This is a genomic window from Amycolatopsis sp. Poz14, assembly GCF_006704225.1.
In the GTDB taxonomy this organism is placed as follows: domain Bacteria; phylum Actinomycetota; class Actinomycetes; order Mycobacteriales; family Pseudonocardiaceae; genus Amycolatopsis; species Amycolatopsis nivea.
The window spans coordinates 1,105,073-1,126,792 of record NZ_JACLHD010000001.1 but is presented as its reverse complement, the minus strand read 5'-3'; the positions used below and the strand labels follow the sequence as shown (position 1 = coordinate 1,126,792).

18 protein-coding genes and 1 other RNA gene are annotated in these 21,720 nt (G+C 69.8%); 6 read left to right on the top strand and 13 right to left on the bottom strand.

Translation table 11 applies throughout. The features are described from left to right. Positions 1-13: 13 nt before the first annotated feature. Together FKO37_RS05615 and FKO37_RS05610 are read right to left on the bottom strand one after the other, a co-directional pair. On the bottom strand, positions 14-1,312 hold the full coding sequence (locus FKO37_RS05615; protein WP_238603900.1) for a hypothetical protein: 1,299 nt from the start codon (positions 1,310-1,312) through the stop codon (positions 14-16). After that, positions 1,309-2,328 carry a glycosyltransferase family 2 protein gene (locus FKO37_RS05610; RefSeq protein ID WP_238603899.1) on the bottom strand — a complete coding sequence of 340 codons (1,020 nt, stop codon included), beginning with the start codon at positions 2,326-2,328 and terminating at the stop codon, positions 1,309-1,311. The genes FKO37_RS05615 and FKO37_RS05610 overlap by 4 nt, the downstream gene beginning before the upstream one ends. A gap of 86 nt (positions 2,329-2,414) precedes the next feature. Between FKO37_RS05610 and FKO37_RS05605 the strand changes: the two genes are divergently transcribed. Further along, a complete protein-coding gene (locus FKO37_RS05605) occupies positions 2,415-3,512 on the top strand; it encodes a UDP-N-acetylglucosamine 2-epimerase (RefSeq protein ID WP_238603898.1) in 1,098 nt (365 codons plus the stop codon). On the opposite strand, the gene FKO37_RS05600 is transcribed toward FKO37_RS05605, so the two are convergent. From FKO37_RS05600 to FKO37_RS05590, 3 genes are all read right to left on the bottom strand, one after another. Further along, entirely contained in the window at positions 3,503-3,961 is a 459-nt protein-coding gene (locus FKO37_RS05600) for a hypothetical protein (RefSeq protein ID WP_238603897.1), read from the bottom strand. The two genes, FKO37_RS05605 and FKO37_RS05600, sit on opposite strands and share 10 nt — an antisense overlap. Before the next feature lie 62 nt (positions 3,962-4,023). Beyond that, on the bottom strand, positions 4,024-4,620 hold the full coding sequence (recR, locus tag FKO37_RS05595; RefSeq protein ID WP_037808499.1) for a recombination mediator RecR: 597 nt from the start codon (positions 4,618-4,620) through the stop codon (positions 4,024-4,026). 3 nt (positions 4,621-4,623) lie between these two features. Next, positions 4,624-4,980, bottom strand: coding sequence for a YbaB/EbfC family nucleoid-associated protein (locus tag FKO37_RS05590; protein ID WP_037808500.1), 357 nt, complete (start codon positions 4,978-4,980; stop codon positions 4,624-4,626). A 103-nt stretch (positions 4,981-5,083) separates the two neighbouring features. Here FKO37_RS05590 and FKO37_RS05585 point away from each other — a divergent pair, with 103 nt between their 5' ends. Together FKO37_RS05585 and FKO37_RS05580 are read left to right on the top strand one after the other, a co-directional pair. Beyond that, positions 5,084-5,941, top strand: a complete 858-nt coding sequence (locus tag FKO37_RS05585) for an N-acetylmuramoyl-L-alanine amidase (RefSeq protein ID WP_374204204.1) — start codon at positions 5,084-5,086, stop codon at positions 5,939-5,941. A 105-nt stretch (positions 5,942-6,046) separates the two neighbouring features. Continuing rightward, the gene (locus FKO37_RS05580; protein ID WP_238603896.1) at positions 6,047-9,151 is read left to right on the top strand and encodes a TIM-barrel domain-containing protein; all 3,105 of its coding nucleotides are present in this window, start codon (positions 6,047-6,049) and stop codon (positions 9,149-9,151) included. On the opposite strand, the gene FKO37_RS05575 is transcribed toward FKO37_RS05580, so the two are convergent. Next, a complete protein-coding gene (locus FKO37_RS05575; protein WP_238603895.1) occupies positions 9,148-11,205 on the bottom strand; it encodes a DNA polymerase III subunit gamma and tau in 2,058 nt (685 codons plus the stop codon). The genes FKO37_RS05580 and FKO37_RS05575 overlap by 4 nt on opposite strands. A gap of 87 nt (positions 11,206-11,292) precedes the next feature. On the opposite strand from FKO37_RS05575, the gene FKO37_RS05570 reads away from it, so the two are divergent. Continuing rightward, positions 11,293-12,102, top strand: a complete 810-nt coding sequence (locus FKO37_RS05570; protein ID WP_238608217.1) for a spermidine synthase — start codon at positions 11,293-11,295, stop codon at positions 12,100-12,102. A gap of 6 nt (positions 12,103-12,108) precedes the next feature. On the opposite strand, the gene ffs is transcribed toward FKO37_RS05570, so the two are convergent. From ffs to FKO37_RS05550, 4 genes are all read right to left on the bottom strand, one after another. Then, an RNA gene (gene ffs, locus FKO37_RS05565) (signal recognition particle sRNA small type) lies at positions 12,109-12,208 on the bottom strand. 5 nt (positions 12,209-12,213) lie between these two features. Then, the gene (locus tag FKO37_RS05560) at positions 12,214-12,708 is read right to left on the bottom strand and encodes an ATP/GTP-binding protein (protein WP_037808510.1); all 495 of its coding nucleotides are present in this window, start codon (positions 12,706-12,708) and stop codon (positions 12,214-12,216) included. A gap of 3 nt (positions 12,709-12,711) precedes the next feature. Next, on the bottom strand, positions 12,712-13,131 hold the full coding sequence (locus tag FKO37_RS05555; protein WP_009084595.1) for a roadblock/LC7 domain-containing protein: 420 nt from the start codon (positions 13,129-13,131) through the stop codon (positions 12,712-12,714). Further along, the gene (locus FKO37_RS05550; RefSeq protein ID WP_238603894.1) at positions 13,128-15,446 is read right to left on the bottom strand and encodes a sensor histidine kinase; all 2,319 of its coding nucleotides are present in this window, start codon (positions 15,444-15,446) and stop codon (positions 13,128-13,130) included. Before FKO37_RS05550 ends, FKO37_RS05555 begins: the two co-directional genes overlap by 4 nt. Before the next feature lie 261 nt (positions 15,447-15,707). Here FKO37_RS05550 and FKO37_RS05545 point away from each other — a divergent pair, with 261 nt between their 5' ends. Then, entirely contained in the window at positions 15,708-16,613 is a 906-nt protein-coding gene (locus FKO37_RS05545; RefSeq protein WP_238603893.1) for a serine/threonine dehydratase, read from the top strand. Here the strand turns inward: FKO37_RS05545 and FKO37_RS05540 are convergent. The 3 genes from FKO37_RS05540 to FKO37_RS05530 are packed head-to-tail and all read right to left on the bottom strand — an operon-like array spanning position 16,600 to position 20,653. Beyond that, a complete protein-coding gene (locus tag FKO37_RS05540) occupies positions 16,600-18,393 on the bottom strand; it encodes a glycosyltransferase family 39 protein (RefSeq protein ID WP_238603892.1) in 1,794 nt (597 codons plus the stop codon). The genes FKO37_RS05545 and FKO37_RS05540 overlap by 14 nt on opposite strands. 48 nt (positions 18,394-18,441) lie before the next feature. Then, entirely contained in the window at positions 18,442-19,926 is a 1,485-nt protein-coding gene (locus FKO37_RS05535; RefSeq protein WP_238603891.1) for a cell wall metabolism sensor histidine kinase WalK, read from the bottom strand. Next, positions 19,901-20,653 carry a response regulator transcription factor gene (locus FKO37_RS05530; RefSeq protein ID WP_043834561.1) on the bottom strand — a complete coding sequence of 251 codons (753 nt, stop codon included), beginning with the start codon at positions 20,651-20,653 and terminating at the stop codon, positions 19,901-19,903. Before FKO37_RS05530 ends, FKO37_RS05535 begins: the two co-directional genes overlap by 26 nt. 170 nt (positions 20,654-20,823) lie before the next feature. Between FKO37_RS05530 and FKO37_RS05525 the strand changes: the two genes are divergently transcribed. Further along, entirely contained in the window at positions 20,824-21,384 is a 561-nt protein-coding gene (locus FKO37_RS05525) for a hypothetical protein (protein ID WP_037808519.1), read from the top strand. The last annotated feature ends 336 nt before the right edge of the window (positions 21,385-21,720 follow it).

The following is a 21,720-nucleotide window of genomic DNA, read 5'->3' as shown; positions in this document are numbered from 1 at the left end:
CACTACTGCGGCGCTATTCCGCCGTTTCATCGGAGTGGTTCGTTGCCATGATCGACGAATTGACGAGAACGAATGCGAGCACAACCGCGAGGCCGGTCATTGGCGCGGCGGCGAGTGCGATCACGGCACGGAAAACGGTGTCCCCGGGTACCGCCAGCAGCAGCACCGAAGCGGTGGCCGCGACCACCGTCCACGTGATCAACACGCGTCTGGCCTGGGCGCGCGCGACGAGCACCGCGGTGAGCAACTGCATGGGCACCAGCAGCACCGAGGACCAGACGAGCCCGGCGACCGCCCAGCCGTCCACCTGGTAGCCGGCGCCGTAGACGAACCCCACCGCCCACGGGCCGATCAGCAGGCCGACCAGCGCGCCGAGCGCGGCCAGCGCGAGCGAGGCGAACGTGCCGAGCAGCAGCACGCGACGCAGCCGGTGCCGTCCGGCGTCGCTCGTGGAAAGCCGTACGACGAACGGCACCGCGAGCGATTGCACCGGCCCTACCAGCGTCAATGGCAACCGGGCGATGACCAGCGCGGCGAAGACCGCACCGAGCCGGCCGCGGTCGCCGCCCGGTGCGAGCAGGCCGACGAGCGCGGGATATCCGGTGATGACGCTCGCGGTGAGCGCGGCGCCGAGCAGCAGCATCAGCATCCGGCGGACGGTGACCGGCCAGCCGTCGCCCTCGGCGCGGACGTCGAGCAGCCGCCAGCCCTGGCGGACGAACAGCAGCCAGGCGAACGAACCCGCCGCGACTGCCAGCGCCAACGGGACCAGCCGGTAGGCCGTCGCGAGGACCAGCAGGCCCAGGACCAGCGCGCGAACCGCCGGTTCGGCGACCACCAGCCAGGCGAAATGCTTCACCTGGTGCTGCCCGATCAGCAGCCCGCGAATGCCGAACTGGCAGGCGAACGCGACGCCGCCGGCCAGCACGACGAGGGCGAGTTCCCCGTAGCCGGGGAACAGCCGGTCGCTGACCGGCGGGACGAGCAGCGCGAGCCCGAACGCGGCAGCCACCGCGGCGGCGGTGGCGACGGCCCGCAGCGCACCCCGGCCGGCGAGCCCGCCGGCGAGCGCGGCCACCGCGGACTGCCGGGAAAGCTCCTGCTCAAGCGGGGAAATCGCGCTGCCGAGACCCATCAGTAGGCCCCAGAAGGTGACGAACGTGGCGTACTGGTCCGGCGGCAGAAGCCGCGCGCAAGCGACGGTGAGGACGTAGCCGAGGACGATCGACGCGAGCAGCGAACCGCCGAGTTTCCCCGCGGTGCGGTGGGTGTCGCGGACAACTCCGCCTGCCGTCTCCTCGGTCACGCTCATCGACGCCGCAGCCGTGCGCGTAATGCCAGGTAGAGCCCCCGGAACACGCCCGAGCCGAAGCCGGCCGCGAAGACCGGCAGCAGGGTGCTGACCGCGCGCGCCTCGGCGTTGGTGGCCCCGCACTTCTTCACCACGGCGGCCGCCGCGACGCTTCCGGCCACCCCAAGTGCGGCCGTTGTCTTCGGCATTTTCACCGCAAGTCCGGCACCAATCACGCCTACAGCGAGCGAGCAAAATAACGCGTTTCTCGCTGGACCGGGTGAATTTAGGTAGGAATCCACATAGGTTGTCCCCCGAAAGAATGACTGAGCGTAGAACTTTCTGAAGGAATCACGCCCGTGGTAGATCGCGGAGAACTGCGGGGCCAGAAAAATCCGCGCGCGTTCGGCGATCCAGCGCAGCATCCGGGTGTCGTCGCTGGCGAGCCGGACGTCGTCGAACAGCGACTCGAACGCGGCCGCCGCGCCCTCCAGCAGGTCGCGGCGGGCGCAGAAGAACGTGGTGCCCTTGGGGTAGACGTCGAACTCCTCGATGCCGAACGACGTCAGCTTCGGGTCCGCGAAGTACCGCCGCCAGCCGACGGCGACGAGGCCCGCCATGAACCCGGCGTAGGGATTGTGCTCGGAGGCGACGTGGATGTGGCCGTTCCAGACCGCGCGCTCCGGGTGTTCGACCAGCTGCTCGCGCAGGAAGGCGAGGCTGCCCGCGTCGACGATGACCCGGCTGTCCAGCAGCAGCAGCCAGTCGCCGGAGGCCTTCGCCATGCCGGCTCGGCGGGCTTCGAACCGGCCGCCGTTGGGTTGGGTCAGCACCGTGATGCCGTGTTCCTCGCGCAGCCGGGCCAGCTTCCCGGGCGTGCCGTCGGTGCTCCCGTCGTCCACGACGAGCACCTCGACCGGCCACCGGGCCGCCTCGGCGGAGGCGATCAGCGCGCCCACGCTGCGGTCGATCCAGTCCTGTTCGTTGTGGACCGGGATCACGACGCTGAGCGACGGAAGGAGCGGGTGAGCACTCACGCGGCGAGGCTACCCTGCACTTGACCGGCGGGAATGCGCAGTATCCTTGCCGCCGTCGCTAACCCTCTGTTGATTGGGCATCCACGGTGATCTCCTTCGTCGCAGGCACCACCGCGGAACTGATCAAGATCGCGCCGGTCTTCCACCGCGTCGCCGAGCGCGGAGCGACCCCGAAGCTCTGGTTCACCGCACAGCACGTGGACGAGGTCGCCGACGTCCTGTCCGATCTGCGTCTGCCCGAACCGGATCTGTGGTTCGTGCCTCGCGCGCGGGCACGCGACCTCGAATCCCCGGCGCAGGTGCCGGGCTGGGCCGCGCAGGTCATGCGCACCGCGTGGAGCCGCCGCGCCGAACTCCGCGCCCAGTTGACCGAGGACGGCCGCCCGCCCCTGGTGCTGGTGCACGGCGACACGTTCACCACGCCGTACGGGGCGTTGATCGGCAAGAAGATCCTGAAGGCCCGCGTCGGACACATCGAGGCGGGCACGCGGTCGGGCAGCATCCTGTCTCCGCTGCCGGAGGAACTGAACCGCAAGATCGCCGGGAAGTTCGTGGACATCCACTTCTCGCCGAGCGAGCGCGAGGTGCACAACCTGCGCCACGCCCGCGGCGTCGTGGTGAACACCGAGGCGAACACGGCGATCGACTCGATGCGTCAGGTCGTCGACCAGCCGCTGGACGTGCCGGGACTGCCGGAGAAGTTCGGCCTGGCGACGCTGCACCGGTTCGAGCTGGTGTCGCGGGCGGACAAGTACCGCGAGGCACTGGAAATCCTGCGCGCGCAGAGCCGCGAGATGCCGGTCCTGTACCTGGCCGGCGCACCGGAGCGGGAGAAGATCCGCGCGCTGGGCTTGGACGAGCTGTTCGACGACAAGTTCATCGCGCAGCCGAAGATGCGGTATCTGAAGTTCCTGCCGCTGGTCGCGCGAGCCGAGTACGTGGTCACGGACTCCGGTGGATTGCAGGAGGAATGCGGCTACCTCGGCGTCCCGTGCGCGGTCCACCGGGCCCGCACGGAACGGCACGTGGGCATCGGCGAGAACGTCGTCCTGACCGAGATGCGCGGAGACCGGCTGCGGGAATTCCTGTCCACGTACCGAAATCGCCGCGGACAGTCCTGGACGGACAAGTACCATCCGTCGGACATCGTGGTGAACTCGTTGGCACAGCTAGGTTATTGCTGATCATCGAGCAGCTGGATCTCCCGGGCGTAGAAATTCTGTGTCAGCTCAGCCATCTTCTCGAAGAACTGAAGCCCGCCGGCGACCAGCGCCGACAACAGGTCCGCTTCCCCGCCCACCGACGTCCGGCGGAAATCGCTGCCGCTGACGGTGATCCGGACCAGCCCTCGCGACACCCGGTCCAGCGCTAGCTCCAGCGACTGGTCTGGGAAGAACGACCGCGCGGTGCCAATTTTCCGGTACTCCGCGACGAGGTGCGCGACCGCAGACCACAGTCCTTCGATCTCGGAAGCCAGATTCTCGTCGAGAATCACCACCCCGGACACGGTGAGCATGATCGCGCCGGTCAGATCCTCGCCGTACCGCGTGTGCGGCCGCTCGGTGCACTCCATGAGGTCCACGAACTCCGTCGTCGACCAGAGCCGGGTCCGGACGGGGTCCACCCAGGTCATCGTGCCTCCCCCAGTGCAAAAAAGGACGCGGCGCCAAGGCCGCGTCCTTCCCTGTCAACAGCTCAGAGCGCGCGCCGCCCGGACAACGCGCGGCCCAAAGTCAGTTCGTCCGCGAACTCGAGGTCCCCGCCCATCGGCAGCCCCGACGCCAGCCGCGTCACCGAGAGGCCCGGGAAATCGCGAAGCATCCGCACCAGGTACGTGGCCGTCGCCTCGCCCTCGGTGTTCGGGTCGGTCGCGATGATGATCTCCCGGACGTCCGCCTCGCCGATGCGTTTCAGCAGTTCCCGCATGCGCAACTGCTCCGGGCCGATGCCCGACAGCGGGTCCAGCGCGCCGCCGAGGACGTGGTAGCGGCCCTTGAACTCGCGGGTCCGCTCGACCGCCAGCACGTCCTTCGGCTCCTCGACCACGCAGATCACCGTGAGGTCGCGGCGTTCGTCGCGGCAGATCCGGCACGTTTCCTGTTCCGAGACGTTGCCGCAGATCTCGCAGAACTGCACGCCTTCCTTGACCTTGCCCAGCACGTCCTGCAGCCGCGCGATGTCCGCGGGGTCGGCGGCCAGCAGGTGGAACGCGATGCGCTGGGCACTCTTCGGACCGACGCCGGGCAACCGCCCCAGTTCGTCGATCAGGTCCTGGACGACACCTTCGTACAAGTGTCAGCCGCCGAAGCCGAGGCTGCCGAGGTCCGGCATGCCGCCGCCGAGGCCGCCCGCCAGCGGGCCCAGCTTCTGCTCGGTGAGCTTCTGCGCGCTCGCCGACGCGTCGCGCACCGCGGCGACCACCAGGTCGGCCAGGGTTTCGACGTCGTCCGGGTCGACCACCTTCGGGTCGATGACGAGGCCCTTCAACTGGCTGTCGCCGGACACCGTCGCGGTGACCAGACCGCCGCCCGCGGTGCCGGTGACCTCGGTGTTGGCGAGTTCCTCCTGGGCCTCCACCAGCTTCTGCTGCATCTGCTGGGCCTGCTGCATGATCTGCGACAGGTCGAAGCCGCCGCCGCCGGGTTGCACCATGATCGCACTCGGTCCTTCCGCGTTTGGGTGTTCCTCCCCAGCCTAGCCGCGAGTCCGGCGCGTCCGTCCCCGCGGCACGCGTGTGCTGTGGCACCGTGGTCGCGTGCGAGCGAAGACACTCCCGCTGCTGACCGGCCTCCTGCTGCTCACGGCGTGTTCCGGCGGCGGCGGGACGCCTCCGTCTCCGGCCGCCGCGCCGACGTCGTCCCCGGGATCCGCGACGCCGAGCCCTTCGTCTTCCAGCCCGCCACCGGCGCCGTCCTCGTCTTCCAGCCCGCCCTCGACGTCCGCCGTGCCGCCGGTCGGCTCGGGCAAGGTCGTGGTCCTCGATCCCGGACACAACGGCGGCAACGCCTCGCACCCCGGCGAGATCAACCGGAAGGTGCCCGCCGGGCGCGGGCAGACGAAGCCGTGCAACACCACCGGCACCTCGACCAACGCCGGGTACCCGGAGCACGCCTTCACCTTCGCGGTCGCGCAGCAGGTCGGGAATGCGTTGGCGGCCAAGGGAATCAAGGTCGTCTACACGCGACAGAACGACTCCGGCGTCGGCCCGTGCGTCGACGAGCGCGCGCGGATCGGCAACGACGCGAACGCCGACGCAGTGGTCTCGATCCACGCCGACGGGTCCACTTCGCCAACCGCGCACGGCTTCCACGTCGCGTACTCGGCACCGCCGTTGAACGCCGCGCAGGGCGAACCTTCGCTGAAGCTTGCGCGCACCATGCGCGACGGAATCCGCGACGACGGCTTTCCCACCTCCACTTACATCGGCTCGGCGGGCCTCTCGCCACGGAATGATCTGGGCGGGCTGAACCTGTCGACCCGGCCCGCCGTGCTTGTCGAATGCGGCAACATGCGCAACGCCGACGAGGCCGGTCAGATGTCCTCGGCGGCGGGCCGGGCACACTACGCGCAGGCCATCGCGAAGGCGATCGAGGCGTACCTGGCCGGCGCCTGACGCAGAGAGCCGAAAGGGCTACTGAGCGGACAGAACACCGGACACCGTCTTCTTTCTTGATCGGTCCCGACTTACCGTCGCTGGGGACCTTTCGAGGAGGCGTCGGTGGCAACTTCACTCCGAGGACGACTGGTACGGCTGTTCGCCGCGGCAGCCATGGCGGGCACTCTCGTGTCGACGGGAGTCGCCGAGGCCGCTCCACAGTCGGTGACCGCCGGGCCAGCGCGGTTCGAAGTCCTGTCGCCGACACTCATCCGCACCGAATACGCGGGTGACGCCAAGTTCGTCGACGCGGGCACGTTCAACGCGATCGGCCGTGGCAGTTTCTCCAAAACCCCTTACACCGCAACGAAACGCGACGGCTGGCTGACCATCCGGACCAGCGCCGTCCAGCTGCGCTACAAGCTCGACTCCGGCGCGTTCTCCGACGACAACCTCACCGTCCAGTTGCGAACCGGCGGCCAGGACGTCACCGCGCGGCCGTGGGCGGGCAAGCTGACGCCGGTCTGCGCTTTCGGCACCCTCTGCGAGGCCGAACATCTGCAGCTCAACGGGCCAGGCACGGCTACCGACCACCGCGGCTACACCGGCGACGGTTTCGCGGCGGGCTTCATCAACCCCGGCGACAGCCTGGCCTTCCGCGCCACCGCTGCCGGTGATCACCAGCTGGATCTGCGCTACGCCAACGGAACCGGCGGCGACGGACAGCACACCGCCCGCACGCTCAGCGTCCTCGTGGACGGTGCGAACGCGCGGACCATCACCCTTCCGGCGACCGCGGACTGGGACACCTGGGCCGTCGCGACCGTGCCGATCACGCTGCCCGCAGGACAGCATCAGGTGACCGTCAAGCGCGGCACCGGCGACTCGGGCAACGTCAACATCGACAGTCTCGCCCTGGTCAACGCCGGTGCCGAGTTCCCGCAACCCGTGCCGCCCGCGCCGACGCCGTGCGCGTTCGGTGTCCTCTGCGAGGCCGAGCAAGGCGCGCTGTCCGGCGGCGCGCACCCGGCCAGCGACCACGACGGACATTCGGGCAAGGCCTTCCTCGCTGGCATGGAGCGATCCGGCGCGTCAGACGCACTGACGATCACCGGCGTCCCCGCCGACGGTGCCTACGATCTGCAGCTGCGCTACGCCGACGCGGTCGCCGTTTCCGGCCAAACCCAGCCAACCTCGTTGACGCTTCAAGCCGGTGGCACCGCCACTAACCTGAGCTTGGCGTCGACCAGCAGCTGGAATTCCTGGCGCACCAAGGCAATCCCGGTACAGCTCAAGGCTGGCACCAACACCGTCACACTGTCCTGTCCGGACTCGAACTGCCACGTCAACCTCGACACCGTCGCCGTCACCGCCGCGCATTCGGTGTTGCTCGCCCCGCACGCGCCGCTCGGCGGATACCGACGCGGACTCGACGGCGTCGACGGAACCGCGGTCACCGCGCCAGGAATCCTTTACCAGGACGGCTGGTCGCTGCTGGACGACACCGCATCGGCGCTGTACAACCCGCGCACCAAAGTCGTCACCCAGCGACCCAATAGCGAGAACTACCAGGACGGTTACGTCTTCGCTTACGGCCAGGACTACGGCCAAGCGCTCCAGGAACTGGCCCAGCTGACCGGACCGTCGCTGCTGCTGCCCCACTGGGCTTACGGCGTCTGGTATTCCGAGTACTACGACCGCACCGCCGCTGACTTCGAGCAGACGATCGTGCCGAAATTCCGCGAGCAGCAGGTGCCGCTCGACATGCTCGTCGTCGACACCGACTTCAAATCGCCGGACCGGTGGAACGGCTGGGAAATCGACCCGACCCGCTTCCCCGACCCGAAGGCGTTCTTCCAGTGGGCGCACGACCAGGGCCTGCACACGTCGCTGAACATCCATCCGAGCATCCGCGGCGACGACCCGCAGTTCCCGGCCGCGCAGGCGACCGCGAAGGGCAAACTTCAGCCCAGCTGCGGAAAAGACTGCTACGTCTTCGATTTCGGCGACCCCGACCAGCTGCGGGCCTACTTCGACCTGCACCGGCCGATGGAACAGCAGGGCAACGACGTCTGGTGGCTCGATTGGTGTTGCGACGCCTCGAAATCCAGCCTCGCCGGCGTCACCCCGGACGCGTGGATCAACCAGCAGTACGCACAGCACGGCGGCTTCGCGTTCTCCCGCGCGTACGGCTCGCTGCAAGCCGGCGGATACAGCTCGCCGACCGCCGTGCCGACCGGTCCGTGGGCGGACAAGCGCACCACGCTGCACTTCACCGGCGACACCATTTCCGACTGGGCAACGCTGGCCTTCGAGGTCGGCTACACCCCCGGTGAATCCGCGGCGACCGGGCTGGCTTCGGTGAGCCACGACATCGGCGGCCACACCGGCGGGTTGCAGCAGCCGGGCACGGAACCGGGCAGCACCAAGCTGCCGGACGATCTGTACGCGCGCTGGGTGCAACTCGGCACGTTCCAGCCGATCGACCGGCTGCACTCGAACCACAGCGACCGGCTGCCCTGGCAGTACGGAGCCGCCGCGGACGCGTCAGCGACGAAATTCCTGAACCTGCGCGAAAATCTCGTGCCGTACACCTACTCGCTCGCGCAGCAGGCGACCGCGACCGGAATGCCGATCGTGCGACCGCTGTACCTGCAATATCCGGACCAGCAGGAGGCGTACGCGCAGGCGGGCGGGGAATACCTGTACGGCCCGGACGTCCTCGTGGCTCCGGCGACCAGCCCGGGTGCCACCGCGACCACGAGCGTCTGGTTCCCGCCGGGCAGCGACTGGACGGACTACTTCACCGGCAAGACCTACCGCGGCGGCACCAGCGCGCAGATCACCACGGACTGGGACACGATGCCGGTGTTCGTGCGCTCGGGCGGAATCATGGTCACCCGCAGCGGAAATGTCGCCGGTGACGCGCACGATCCGCTGACCGCCGCGACCGTCACGGTGGCTGGCGGCCACAACGGCGCGTTCACTCTCCAGGAGGAGCGGTCCTCGACTGCCTTGCGCTACACCGAAAATGCCCACTCGGCAATGCTCGCGATCGGTGCCTCGCAACGCGCTTGGACGGTCCGGTTCACCAATGCCGCCAAGCCAGCCGCGGTGTACGTGGACGGTCGGCGCAGCGGAAGCTGGACCTGGGATGCCGCTACCCGGACCGTGACCGTGCAGACGCCACCGACGTCGCACCCGCTCACGGTCCGGCTGATCCGCTAGTCCAGCGGACGCGCGCCGAGGTGATCCGAGAGCAGCTTCCGCGCGATCTGCTCCGGGTCCTCCTCCGCGGGCGGCGGCGGAGGAGGCGGGACCGGGCTGGAGTCCTCGGAGTAGATGTCGTCGTCCTCGTCCGTGGGCTCGGGCGGGAGCGGGATGTCCGGTTCGCTCGTGGTGACGCGCGGACGGCTCGGCGCTTCCGCCGCGGGCTTCGGCGGGGCAGGCGGCGCTGCCGAGGGAGTCTGCGCGGCCGCGGACGGACGCGTGAACGACCGTTCCGGAGCCGGTGCCGCCGGTTGCTGCCGGGGAGCCTGCCGCGCCGGAGCGGCGGCCGGGGCCGCGCCGTGCACGCAGCGGACCTGCCATTCGCCGCCGAGCACCTCGCTCAGCCCGGCCGCGATCTTGCTCGCGTTGCCCTGGTCGCTCAGCCGCCGGGCGAGCGGTTCGGACTTGTGCGTCAGCGTGACAGCCGAACCGTCGACCTCGGCGACCGTCGCCTGCGTGAGCATGGCTTCGAGCGCCCGGCCGCCGGTGAATTTACGCAGCGACGCCAGCAGTTGCGGCCACTTCTCGCGCACCTTGGCCGCGTCGATCCCGCCCGCGGCCGGGGCTTCCTCAGCAGGCGGAGCGGGCGGGGCCTCCGGTGCGGGAGCAGCCGCGGCAGGCGGTTCGACGGGAGCCGGACGGCTGACCTCCGGACGCGCCGGACGCGCCGGTTCTTCGGCCGCCGGACGAGCCTCCGCCGCGGGACGTTCGGCGGGAGCTTCCTGCGCCGGACGCTGCGAAGGCCGCTGGAACCGAGCCGGCGCCTCCGCCGGAGCAGCGGCAGCCGCCGGGGTGGGCGCGGGACCGGCATTGGGCGCGGAAACAGCAGGTGCCGCGGCGGGAGCAGGCGCACCAGCGGGCCGCCGCTCAAGCCGTTCGATCCGCGCCAGCAAAGCCTTCTCCGCCTCGGTGACCGACGGAAGCAGCATCCGCGCGCAGAGCAATTCGAGCACGAGCCGCGGCGACGTCGCGCCGCGCATCTCGAGCAGTCCACTGTGGACGATGTCGGCGTAGCGGGACAGCGTGGCCGGGCCGAGCTTCTCCGCCTGCTCGGTCATCCGCTTCAGCTCGTCGTCCGGCGCGGCGACCAGACCGCGCTCGCCCGCTTCCGGGACCGCGCGCATCAGCAGCAGGTCCCGCAGGCGGTCGAGCAGGTCGGTGGCGAAGCGGCGCGGGTCGTGTCCGGCGTCGGCGAGTTTTTCGACGGTGCCGAACACTTCGGCCGGGTTGTCGTTCGCGAGCCCGTCGATCACCGCGTCGATCAGCGCGGTGTCCGTGACGCCCAGCAGCGCCACCGCCCGCGGGTACGTGACGCCTTCCGGACCGGCCCCGGCGAGCAGCTGGTCGAGCACCGACTGCGTGTCGCGAGCCGAACCGCCGCCCGCGCGGATCACCAACGGGTACACCGCAGGTTCGACCGTCGCGCCCTCGGCGGCGACGTTGCGTTCCAGCAGCTCCCGCATCGAGCTCGGCGGGATCAGCCGGAACGGGTAGTGGTGCGTGCGCGAGCGGATGGTGGTGAGCACCTTGTCCGGCTCGGTGGTGGCGAAGATGAAGATCAGGTGCTCGGGCGGTTCTTCGACGATCTTCAGCAGGGCGTTGAAGCCCTGCGTGGTGACCATGTGCGCCTCGTCGATGATGAACACGCGATAGCGCGATTCGGCGGGCGCGTAGAACGCCTTGTCCCGCAGTTCGCGGGCGTCGTCCACACCGCCGTGGCTGGCCGCGTCGAGTTCGGTGACGTCGACGCTGCCAGGGCCTTCCGGCGCGAGCGCGCGGCACGAGTTGCACTCGCCGCACGGATCCGGGGTCGGGCCTTTGGCGCAGTTGAGCGAGCGCGCCATGATCCGCGCGCTCGACGTCTTGCCGCAGCCGCGCGGCCCGGAGAACAGGTACGCGTGGTTGATGCGCCCGGCGGCCAGCGCCGTGCGCAGCGGTTCGGTCACATGCTCCTGGCCGACGACCTCGGCGAAGGTCGCCGGACGGTACTTCCGGTACAGCGCGAGAGCCACGAGCCCGAGACTACAGTGAGCACGGTGAGCCCCTCCCGTTCCGGTCGCGGCCGTGCGCCGAGCGGCCCGCGGCCGGGCACTTATCCGGTGCGGTTCGGGACCGCCGAGCTGCTGCGCGACGCCGATCGGCCCAACGCGTGGATGCTTTCGGTGGGCGGGGTGGCACAGTCCTACGTCGATCTGGACGACCCGACGAACCTGGAGTTCGACTACGTGCGCCGGCTCGGCGACCTGGTCGACTTCCTTCCGCCCGGCCCGCTCGACGCGCTGCACGTCGGCGGCGCGGGCTGCTCCCTGCCGCGCTACGTCGCCGCGACGCGACCGGGTTCGCGGCAGCTGGTCTTCGACGCCGACGAGCCGCTGATCGACCTGGTCCGCGAACAGCTCGACCTGCGCAGCGTCCCGAAGCTGCGGGTACGGATTGAGGACGGCCGCACGGGCGTGCGCAGCAGGCACGACGCGACGGCGGACCTGATCGTGCTCGACGCCTTCGAGCGCGCGACGCTGGCAAGCGGCTTGGCGACGGTCGAGTTCGTCACCGACGTGGCCCGCGTGCTGCGACCGGGCGCCACGATGCTGGCGAACATCTCCGACGGCCCCGGCCTGCCGTTCGCCCGCCGGTTCCTCGCGACGCTGGCGGAGGTGTTTCCGCACGTCGTCCTGCTGGCCGAGCCCAGCGTGCTGCGCGGGCGCCGGTTCGGGAATCTCGTGCTGGCCGCCTCGCGGCTCGACCTGCCGACCGCGGAGCTGACCCGGCGCGCGGCGTCCTCGCCGTATCCGGCGCGGGTGGTGCACGGCGATGAGCTGCGGCAGCTGCGGGGTAAGGCCGCGCCGGTCTTCGACGCGGAGGCACTGCCCTCGCCGACCCCACCTGATGACGTGTTAGGCCTGTTTTAGGGCATAAAAAAGCGGGTTCCCCCCGTACCCGCCAGAGCCCGCTTATCCTTGCTGCCTTCCGGCCCTGGGGAAGTTCACAGGGTGGACGCCACGGGGGGTCCCCGCAGACGACTATAGCGGACTCGGTTGCCGCGCCTCCGACCCCCGCACCACGGCGGCCTCGACGAGGTCGAGCACCTCGCGCACGGACGCCGGGTCGCGGGCGTCGAACGGATGCACCGGAATGCCGTCGCGCACGGTCAACGCCCAGCGCACGTCGTGCAGCGGACGCGTGAGCAGGCCGTCGAAGCAGTTCACCCCGACCACGAACGGCAGCCGCAGCCCTTCGACCGCGTCGAGCACCGGGTAGGCGTCCGCGATCCGCCGCGGGTCGACCACCACGAGCGCCGCGTCCGCGCCCCGCACGAGATCGGGCCAGCGGAACCAGAACCGGGCCTGACCCGGCGCGCCGAACAGGTAGCGGCGCCGCTCGCCCTCGCCGAGCCTGCCGAAGTCGAGCGCCGCGGTGGTGTCGCCGGCGTCGGTGCGCACCGGCGCGATCTCCGAAACGGCGTGCACCGCCGTCGTTTTCCCGGCTCCGGCCGGGCCAAGCACGAGGATCTTCACGGGTCAGGCGAACGCGGTGTTCTTCAACTCCTCGACCAGCGCGGGGGTAAGGACTTCGGACGCGCGGTTGGCGAACATCGCCATCTCGTAGGCGATCGTGCCGAGGCTGGCCTGCTTGTTGGCCAGCACGCCGAGCGAGCAGCCGATGCTGATGGTGCAGACCACGAGGTAGCCGCGTTCCAGCTCGACCACGACCTTGTCCGGATCGCCGAGCGGATGGCTTTCGGACACGCTCTGTGCCAGCGCGAGCATCGCCGAGCAGGTCGCCGCGAGCCGGTCGGCGTCGGCGCGGTCAAGGTCCTGCGACGCGGCGATCAGCAGCCCGTCCGCGGACACCGCGAGCGCGGCGATCGCGCCCGCGGTGTGCAGCGCGAAGCGGTTGACCAGCCAGTTGAAGTTCTGCGCGGCGGCGGGAACGGTCATGATCCTCCTTGATCGGCCTGCTGGGCGGTGACTTGCTGTGCTTTGGCGACGCCGTCGGAAAACGAGTCGAAGGTGGCCCGCTCGGCGGCCGGATCGCGCAATTCGCGGCGCGGCAACGGGGTGCGGACGATCTGCGGCAGTTTGAGCCCGGGGGCCAGTTGCGCGCCGGGGACGCGACGGAAGACGCCGTCACGGGATTCCGGCTGCACCACGGTGAACTGGTGCGTCGGGGACGGGTCCGCGGTGTCCGGAACGTCCTCTGTGGACTCTTCGGGCTCGTCGGGAAGTTCCAGCGTTCCGGCGCGGGACGCGAATTCCGGCTCCGCTTCCGGCCATTTCGGAGCCTCGTCCTGCGCCGGCTCGTCGGCTTCCGGCTCCGGCGGGTCGGTGAACCACCGGAATCCGGCCGGAGTCGGCGTGGACAACGCGGCGATCGCGGGCGCGGGCAGCAGGACCGGCCGCGGGTCGGGCACCTGCCCCGGCTCGAAAAGCCCAGGCCCGCGCCGGAAATCGACGTCGCGGGTGAACAGCGCCTGCGGCACCGAGATCTTCGCCGTCACGCCACCGTCCGGAGTGGACTCCAGTTCGACCCGCAGCGAATGCCGCTGCGCGAGCCGTCCGACCACGGCCAAGCCGAGCTGCTGGCCGGACGCCTCGTCGACCGGTTCGGCGAGGCGGCGGTTCTCCTGCGCCAACCGGTCCGCGGACAGCCCGACGCCGTGATCGGCGATGCGCACCAGCAGGTCGCCCGACGACTGGAACTCCGTCGAAATCTCCACCAGCGACTCCGGCGGGGAGAACGCGGCGGCGTTTTCCAGCAGTTCGGCGAACAGCAGCACCAGGTCGATCCCCAGCGACGGCGCGAGCAGCGCCTCCGCCGGTTCGCCGAGCCGGATCCGGGATTCGTCGTCGATTTCCGCGGCGGCCGAACGCAACGCGGTGGCCAGTTCGATCGGACCGCCGACCCGGGTTTCGTCGCGATTTCCGGTCACCACAAGCAGATCGTCCGCGGTGCGCCGCAGCCGGAGGGCCGCGTGCCCCACGCGGTGCAGCCCGGCGAGCAGCACCGGATCGTCGGCGCCGCGCGTCAATTCCTCGATCGCGGCGCGCTGGCCCGCGACCAGATTCTGCGTGCGCTTGGCGGCTCCGACCAGCAGCTGCACCCCGGCGCGGCGCGAGTTCGCCTGCTCGGTCACCGCTTCCACCGCGGTGCCGCGGAGCCGGTTGAACGCCTCGGCCAGCTCGGCCAGTTCGCCGCCGGTGTCCGCCTCGAGCGCGGGCAGCAGCGGTTGCGGCGGACCCGATCCCGGTTCGGCGGCCTGAACCAATTCAGGCGCAGCGAGGTCGGCGGTCGAGCGGGCTTGCCTGCTCAGCCGCCGCAGCGGCCGGGCAATGGAGCGCGCGGCCAGCACGGACAACGCGGCAACCAGTCCGAAAAGGACAATCGCGGCACCGCCGACGATGAAGGCCGTCCGGGTCGCGCTGGACGCTTTCGCGGAGGCCGCGGCGGCAATCGCGTCGGCGATCCGGGTCTCCATCGCGTCGCGCTGATCGGCGAGCTGAGCACCGGCAGTGACCACATCGGACACAAACTGCCGGTCCTGCCGCGGTGCCGCGGCCAGCCGGTCAAGCTGCTGGGCCGTCGCTCCGGCCTCGACCGCGTCGACCTGTGCCGCGTCCTGCTTCCCCGCCAGCCGGGCGAACTGTTCTCCGTAGACGGCAGCGCGCTGACCTGCGCGATCGGCTCCGGCGGACGCGATCAGCGCGCTCGCCCGGGCCGCTCGCTGTTCGTCCGCGCGCAGCAGGGCGTCGAGCGTCCTTGCCCCGGAGCTGTCCGAAGTGGCCAGTCCCAGTGCGTCGATCAGCCCGACGGACATGGAATCGTAGCCAGAAGCGACATCAGCTACGGAAATCTGACGATTGAGCGCCTTCTGCCGCAGTTTCGCCAGTTCACCACCGGGGCTCACCAGGCTGTCCGCGACGCCGTGGGCAGCGCTGTCGACCGTCTGCTGCTGCCGGACGAGCGCCGAGTTGGTGGCCGACGGGTCAGCGACAAAAGCGGCCGTGAGCAGGCTTTCCCGCTGCAACTGCCCGACCAGGCCGCCGACCCGCTGCCCTCGGGCCGCGGTGTCCGAAGCGGTCGCGGCTGCCGACGCGGCGGTGACCTGGGCAACCACGAGCGGAACTGCCGCTGCCAAGACCAGGACCAGCGGAGCCACGACCAGCACGGTCACTCGCGCCTGCACGGTGCGGATCCCGAGGCGGTCAAGCAGCCGCGCAGCGGATTCCCGCGACCGGGGCGAGCCGTCGCGCATCCACGTCACCTTCCGTTCCCGAGGAGTCCCGACGAGACCGAGGCGTGGAGTGCACCGAACGGGGACACCCGCAGGACGCTACTACTCTCAGTAGTACTCGTCGCGGTACGCACATGGTCGGACACCCCACGTCTGCGCAGAGCTTAGCGAGATCGGCAAGGGATGGACAATGCCCTCTTGCCCCGTGTCGTGCCCTGACACGCTGGGGTTTTCCCGGCGAGCGGCACGCGAGCGAGCAGGACCGGGAGCAGAATGGCCGATATGCGCACCGCACCTGTCGCCGCCGACGTCGCCGCTGCCCATCTCCGCCTCCGACCACACGTCCGGTGGACACCGCTGTTACGCACCGAAATCGACGGCCGTCCCCTCGTGCTCAAGCTGGAGCAGCTCCAGCGGTCCGGTTCGTTCAAACTCCGCGGCGCGGTGAACGCCCTGCTCAACGGACCTAAGCCGAAGCGCGTCGTCACGGCGTCGGGCGGCAATCACGGCCTTGGCGTCGCCACTGCCGCGCAGTCGCTGGGCATTCCCGCTGTCGTCTACGTGCCGGAGTCCGTGCCCGAAGCGAAGGCCGCCGGCATCGAAGCGGCCGGCGCGAAGCTCATCCGGCACGGCGCGGCGTACAGCGAGGCCGCGGCAGCCGCGCTGGCCGTCGCAGAAGAACCAGGCACCCGCTACCTGCACGCGTACGACGACGCCGACGTCATCGCCGGGCAAGGAACCGCGACCGCGGAGATCGTGGCCGACGCACCGGACGTCGATGCCATTGCCGTCGCGGTGGGCGGCGGTGGACTGGCGTCCGGTGCGACGCTGGCCGCGGACGGCCGTCAGGTGTTCGCGGTGGAGCCAGAGCACTGCCAGGCACTGCACGCCGCCCTCGCCGCGGGCGAGCCGGTGGACGTCACCATCGACTCGGTCGCCGCCTCCGCGCTCGGCGCGACCCGTGTCGGCGAGCTGGCGTTCGGCATCCTCAACTCGCCAGGCGTCACGTCTGTGCTGGTGTCCGACGCCGAGATCCTCGCCGCGCGCGACCTGCTGTGGCGCGACTTCCGGCTCGTCGTCGAACCTGCCGCCGCGGCCCCGCTGGCCGCTTGGCTGGCCGGGCGCGTGCCGGCCGATCTGCCGTGTTTTGTGTTGTGCGGAGCCAATACCTCGGTCACTTTTGCGTGAGGTCGTAGACCTTCGCGCCGCCGACCGTGGTGGGGTGGAAGTGCTGCTCGACCCAGGCGGTGATCTTCCCGGACGTGCCGCGGCTGCCACCTGGGCCGCCGCGGCCGTTGCGCGCTCCGACGACGAAGTAGTGGATCTCTCCGCTCGCCACGTACTGCTGGAATTGCGCGAGGGTCGGCGCGGGGTCGCCACCGCTGAACCCGCCGACGGCGAGCACCGGTTTGCCGCTGCCCAACGCGAGCCCGGCGGCCTGCATCGCACCGGTTTCCGCGGCGGCCCACTTCGTCGTCGTGGACTCCAGCAGCCGATTCAGTTCCACATTGGACTGTTGCGGTCCGCCGAAACTGATGCGGCTCTTGTGCTGCGGTCCGGATGCCGGACTTCCCCCGGTATGCGCCGTCGACGCGGTGGCCACGGTGAATGAGGCCATCCCCAGCAGGGCAGCCACGAGTGCCAGCAGCGCGACTGCCCGGCGCGCAGTCCCGATCAGCAACGCGAAAACGCCAAGGACACCCAGCACCAACACGGAGTACCGCACCCATGGCTGCCAGCTCGGCGTCCGGTGCAGGAGAACGAAACTCCACGCGACCGTCGCCGCCAGCATCACCGCGAGCACCGCCCGCGGCGCGAGATAAGCACGGCCACGCCACAGTTCAGTAGCGGAAATCGCCACGGTGGCAGCGATTCCAGGAACGAGCGCGACCGTGTAGTACGGGTGGATGATCCCGCTCATGTAGCTGAAGACGAGGACGCTGAGCACCGTCCAGGCGCCCCACAGCAGCAGCGCCGCCCGAGTCCGGTCAGTCCGCGGCGCACGCCGGGTGAACCACAACCCGGCCACGAGCCCGATCAAGGCGGCTGGCAGCAGCCAGGACGCTTCGCCGCCGAATTGCTCGGTGAACAAGCGAGTCAGGCCCGTCTGACCGCCGAAACCGTGTCCGGCACCGGAAAACTCCGGCATCTTCGGCCGGGCGTCCCCTCCGTGCGACTGTCCGAAAATCCGGCCGAGCCCGTTGTACCCGAAGGCCAATTCCAGCACGCTGTTGTTCGTCGACCCGCTGATGTACGGCCGATCCGCGACCGGCCACAACGCCACCGCGAGCACCCACCAACCCGCGGAAACCACCACCGCACCGGCGGCGGCGAGCAATTGCCACCCCCGCCGTCCCAAGGAAGTCGGCGCTGCAACCGCGTAGGCGAGCACGAAGGCAGGCAACACCAGGAATGCCTGCAACATCTTGTCGAGGAACCCGAAACCGATCGCGACACCCGACAGCAGCAGCCATTTCGTGCTCGCCGTTTCCAGCGCCCGCACCAGGAAATACCCACCCGCGACAAGCAGCAGCACCAGGAACGCGTCCGGGTTGTTGAACCGGAACATCAGCGCGGCGACCGGGGTGAGCGCGAGCAACGCCCCGGCCAGCAATCCGGCGACCGGACCGGAAAGCCGCCGCACCGCCAGGTACAGCAGGCCGACCGAGCCCACGCCGGCGAGCGCGTCCGGCACCAGCATGCTCCAGCTGGAGAAGCCGAAGAGCCGCCCGGACAATCCCATCGCCCACAGGGAAAGCGGCGGTTTGTCGACGGTGACCACATTGCCCGGGTCGAGCGAACCGAAGAACCACGCTTTCCAGTCCCACGTGCCCGCTTGCACGGCCATCGCGTAGAAATCATTGCCCCAGCCGGAAATCGCGACATTCGTGAGATACAACGCGGCGGTGCCCAGCAGCAGCACCGCGACGGCGGGGCGCACCCAGCGCGGCGCGACGGCAGTCGTCATGCCCGTCATTCTCGCGGGCCGGGCTGTGCGCGGGCTGTGAATCGCTCGCTAAGTAGTGTTGGCACCGTCACGCAATTGCGGGAACGAGGCCACGAATTCGGTCCGCCCGGGACCGCTGTTCACCATCACCCGTCCGGAATGCGCGGCCACGACCGCGGCGACAATCGCCAGCCCCAGCCCAGTGCTCCCGGCAGCACGCGAACGCGAATTGTCGCCGCGCGCGAACCGCTCGAACACCTCGGGCAGGATTTCCGGCGGAATTCCCGGCCCATCGTCCACAACGGACAAAGTGACCCATCCGTCCCTAGTGGACAGTGCGGTGGTCACTGTGGTGCCCGCAGGCGTGTGCGTGCGGGCGTTGCCGAGGAGGTTCAGCACGACCTGGTGCAGTTGCCCGGCATCGCCGAGCACCGCGATCGGTTCACCGGGAAGTTCCAGCAGCCACTTGTGTTCCGGACCGGCGACGTGCGAATCGGCGACCGCGTCCGCGACCAGCCGGGACAAATCGACCGGCTCGTGCACGACCGGACGCCCGGAATCGAGCCGGGCGAGCAGCAGCAAATCCTCCACCAGCGTCGTCATCCGCGCCGATTCGGATTCCACCCGGCTCATCGCGAACGCGATGTCCGGCGGCACCTGTTCGCTGCCGCGCCGGGTCAGTTCGGCGTATCCGCGAATCGCGGCGAGCGGCGTGCGCAATTCGTGGCTCGCGTCCGCGACGAACTGCCGCACCCGGCTTTCGCTGGCATGCCGGGCGGCGAGCGCTTCGGCGATGTGGCCCAGCATCCGGTTGATCGCCGAACCGACCTTGCCGACCTCGGTGCGCGGGTCAGTGTCCACTTCGGGCACTCGCTCGGACAACGCGACCTCGCCGCGGTCCAGCGGCAGTTCGGATACCCGGGAAGCGGTGGCGGCGAGCCGGTCCAGCGGAGCCATCGTGCGCCGGATCGTGACCGCACCGGCGAACCCGGCGACGAGAATCCCGCCGAGCGCGACGCCGCCGAAGATGAATCCCAGCCGCCACAACGTTTCCGAGACCCGGCTCATCGGCAGCCCGATCACGGTGAACTCGCCGCGCGGCGAATACGTCGCGACCACGCGGTATTTCTTGAGACTCCCGGGAAGTTCGACCGTGCGGCTCTGGCCGTTCGGCGCGAGGACGAGCAGGACCCGATCCTGCTCCGGGGTCAGCGGGACGAGGCCGAACGGGCCGATCACCTGCCCGTTGACCTTGCCGTCGTGGACGACCAGGCTCAGCGTCCCCTCGGGCTGGCCGAGCACGCGCAGCGGATCCGGCGGCAGCTTCCCGGAACCGTTGATCGGCGGACGCGGAACGCCGTGCCGGAACCCGCGATCGCTCGCCGCCGACAGCTGCCCGTCGAGCTGTCCGACGAGAAAGCTGTTCAACGCGAACTCGGTGACCACCCCGACCACCAGGCAGACCAGCGCGAGCAGCGCCGCCAGCTGAACGATCAGCCTGCGGCGCAACGACCACGGACGGCGGCGCTCAGCCCGCGGCTGGTTTGAGGACATACCCGGCGCCGCGCATGGTGTGGATCATCGGTTCCCGATCGGCGTCGATTTTCTTGCGGAGGTAGGAAATGTACAGCTCGACGATATTCGCCTGGCCGCCGAAATCGTAGCTCCACACGCGGTCGAGGATCTGCGCCTTCGACAGCACCCGGCGCGGATTGCGCATCAGGTAGCGGAGCAATTCGAACTCGGTCGCGGTGAGCGGCACCAGATCGCCGCCCCGGTGCACCTCGCGACTGTCCTCGTCCAGGGTCAGATCGCCGACCACCAGCTGCGAGCCGGTCGATCCGGAAACCCCGCCCGCCCGGCGCAGCAGCGCGCGCAGCCGCAGCGCCACTTCTTCCAGGCTGAACGGTTTGGTCACGTAATCGTCGCCGCCCGCGGTGAGCCCGGCGATCCGGTCCTCCACCGCGTCCTTGGCGGTAAGGAAAAGAACCGGCAGATACGGCGTTTCGGCGCGCATCCGGCGCAGCACCTCGAGGCCGTCGAAATCGGGCAGCATCACGTCGAGCACCACGGCGTCCGGCCGGAAATCGCGGCCGACGCGCACCGCCTCGGCACCGGTGCCCGCGCTGCGCACCTCCCAGCCCTCCATCCGCAGGGCCATGGACACGAGTTCGGCCAGCGTCGACTCGTCGTCGACGACCAGCACGCGGACCGGGCTGCCGTCCGCGCGGCGCAGTTCGGCCTTGCCCCGGCCGGCAGACGCGGCGTTCACACTGCTCATGGTGCCATCTTCGGGCCCCGTCTTCAGGTCGGCCTGTGCGCCGGCTGTGTGTTTCCTGTGCGCCGTTCCCCCGCCTGGGTGCACAGGTGTCCCCCACGTCCGGCACAGCTTCCGCACAGCGGCCGCCCCGACGCTCGGAAAGGACAAGCGCGAACGTTCCGGAGGAGACCATGACGACCGATCCAGCAGAGGGCGCGACCTGGGGAGAGCAGCCCGCCCCCGCATCCGGCGGCAGCGGCCAGGGCAAGGCGTGGTCCGGCCGGAAAACCGCGATCGCGGCGGGAGTCGCGGTGGTGATCGCGGTCGGTGGTGGACTGGCGATCTGGGCGGGGACCAGTGGCAATAACGCGGCCGCGCAGCAAGGGCCGGGCGGGTTCGGTGGGCCAGGCGGGCCTGGTGGGTTTGCCGGTCGCGGGGGGATGGGCGGGATGGCTGCGCTGCGGGATGCGTTGCATGGCGATTTCGTGGTGGCGGATTCGGCTGGTGGGTATGTGACTGAGCGGCTGCAGACCGGGACGATCACCGAGCTCAGCGCTACTTCGGTGACTTTGACTAGCAAGGATGGTTATAAGCAGAGCTATACGTTGGATTCTTCTACGGAGAAGAGCGGGTCGCCTAAGTCTGGGGACAATGTGACTGTGGTGGCGAAGGTGCAGGGGGCTACGGCTACTGCTACTTCGCTGGGGGAGGCTCAGCAGGTTGGGAGTGGGCAGCCTCGTCGGCGGGGGTAGGTGCTTGGTGAGTGGTTGCGTGGGGCACCCCGAAGTTTGATTGTGCTGACGGTTCGGGGGTGCTTGTCAAGGCGGGAAAGATGCCTTGACAAGCACCCCCGAACCGCAGATGAGCTTCGTATCGGGGTTGGGGGAGGGCTGGGTGCCTCGCTCGTTGGGTGCACCGGCGCGGTTTTTTGGGGTGGGTGCCTCGACCGTTGGGAGCACCGGCTGCGGTTTGGGCGGAGGTGGGGGCTTGCGCCCCAATGTGGCATTGGGTGCGTCAGATGCACCCAATGTGGCGTTCGGTGCGTCAGATGCACCCAATGCCACATTGGGGGCACATCCGGGCCGGGG

Excerpts from the sequence above, each read along its gene's own strand:
- FKO37_RS05550 (WP_238603894.1), bottom strand. The coding sequence starts at position 15,446 with ATGCGCGACGGCTCGCCCCGGTCGCGGGAATCCGCTGCGCGGCTGCTT.
- FKO37_RS05530 (WP_043834561.1), bottom strand. The coding sequence starts at position 20,653 with ATGAGCAGTGTGAACGCCGCGTCTGCCGGCCGGGGCAAGGCCGAACTG.
- FKO37_RS05535 (WP_238603891.1), bottom strand. The coding sequence starts at position 19,926 with ATGTCCTCAAACCAGCCGCGGGCTGAGCGCCGCCGTCCGTGGTCGTTG.
- FKO37_RS05615 (WP_238603900.1), bottom strand. The coding sequence starts at position 1,312 with ATGAGCGTGACCGAGGAGACGGCAGGCGGAGTTGTCCGCGACACCCAC.
- FKO37_RS05540 (WP_238603892.1), bottom strand. The coding sequence starts at position 18,393 with ATGACGACTGCCGTCGCGCCGCGCTGGGTGCGCCCCGCCGTCGCGGTG.
- FKO37_RS05590 (WP_037808500.1), bottom strand. The coding sequence starts at position 4,980 with ATGGTGCAACCCGGCGGCGGCGGCTTCGACCTGTCGCAGATCATGCAG.
- FKO37_RS05525 (WP_037808519.1), top strand. The coding sequence starts at position 20,824 with ATGACGACCGATCCAGCAGAGGGCGCGACCTGGGGAGAGCAGCCCGCC.
- FKO37_RS05555 (WP_009084595.1), bottom strand. The coding sequence starts at position 13,131 with ATGACCGTTCCCGCCGCCGCGCAGAACTTCAACTGGCTGGTCAACCGC.
- FKO37_RS05600 (WP_238603897.1), bottom strand. The coding sequence starts at position 3,961 with ATGACCTGGGTGGACCCCGTCCGGACCCGGCTCTGGTCGACGACGGAG.
- FKO37_RS05545 (WP_238603893.1), top strand. The coding sequence starts at position 15,708 with ATGCGCACCGCACCTGTCGCCGCCGACGTCGCCGCTGCCCATCTCCGC.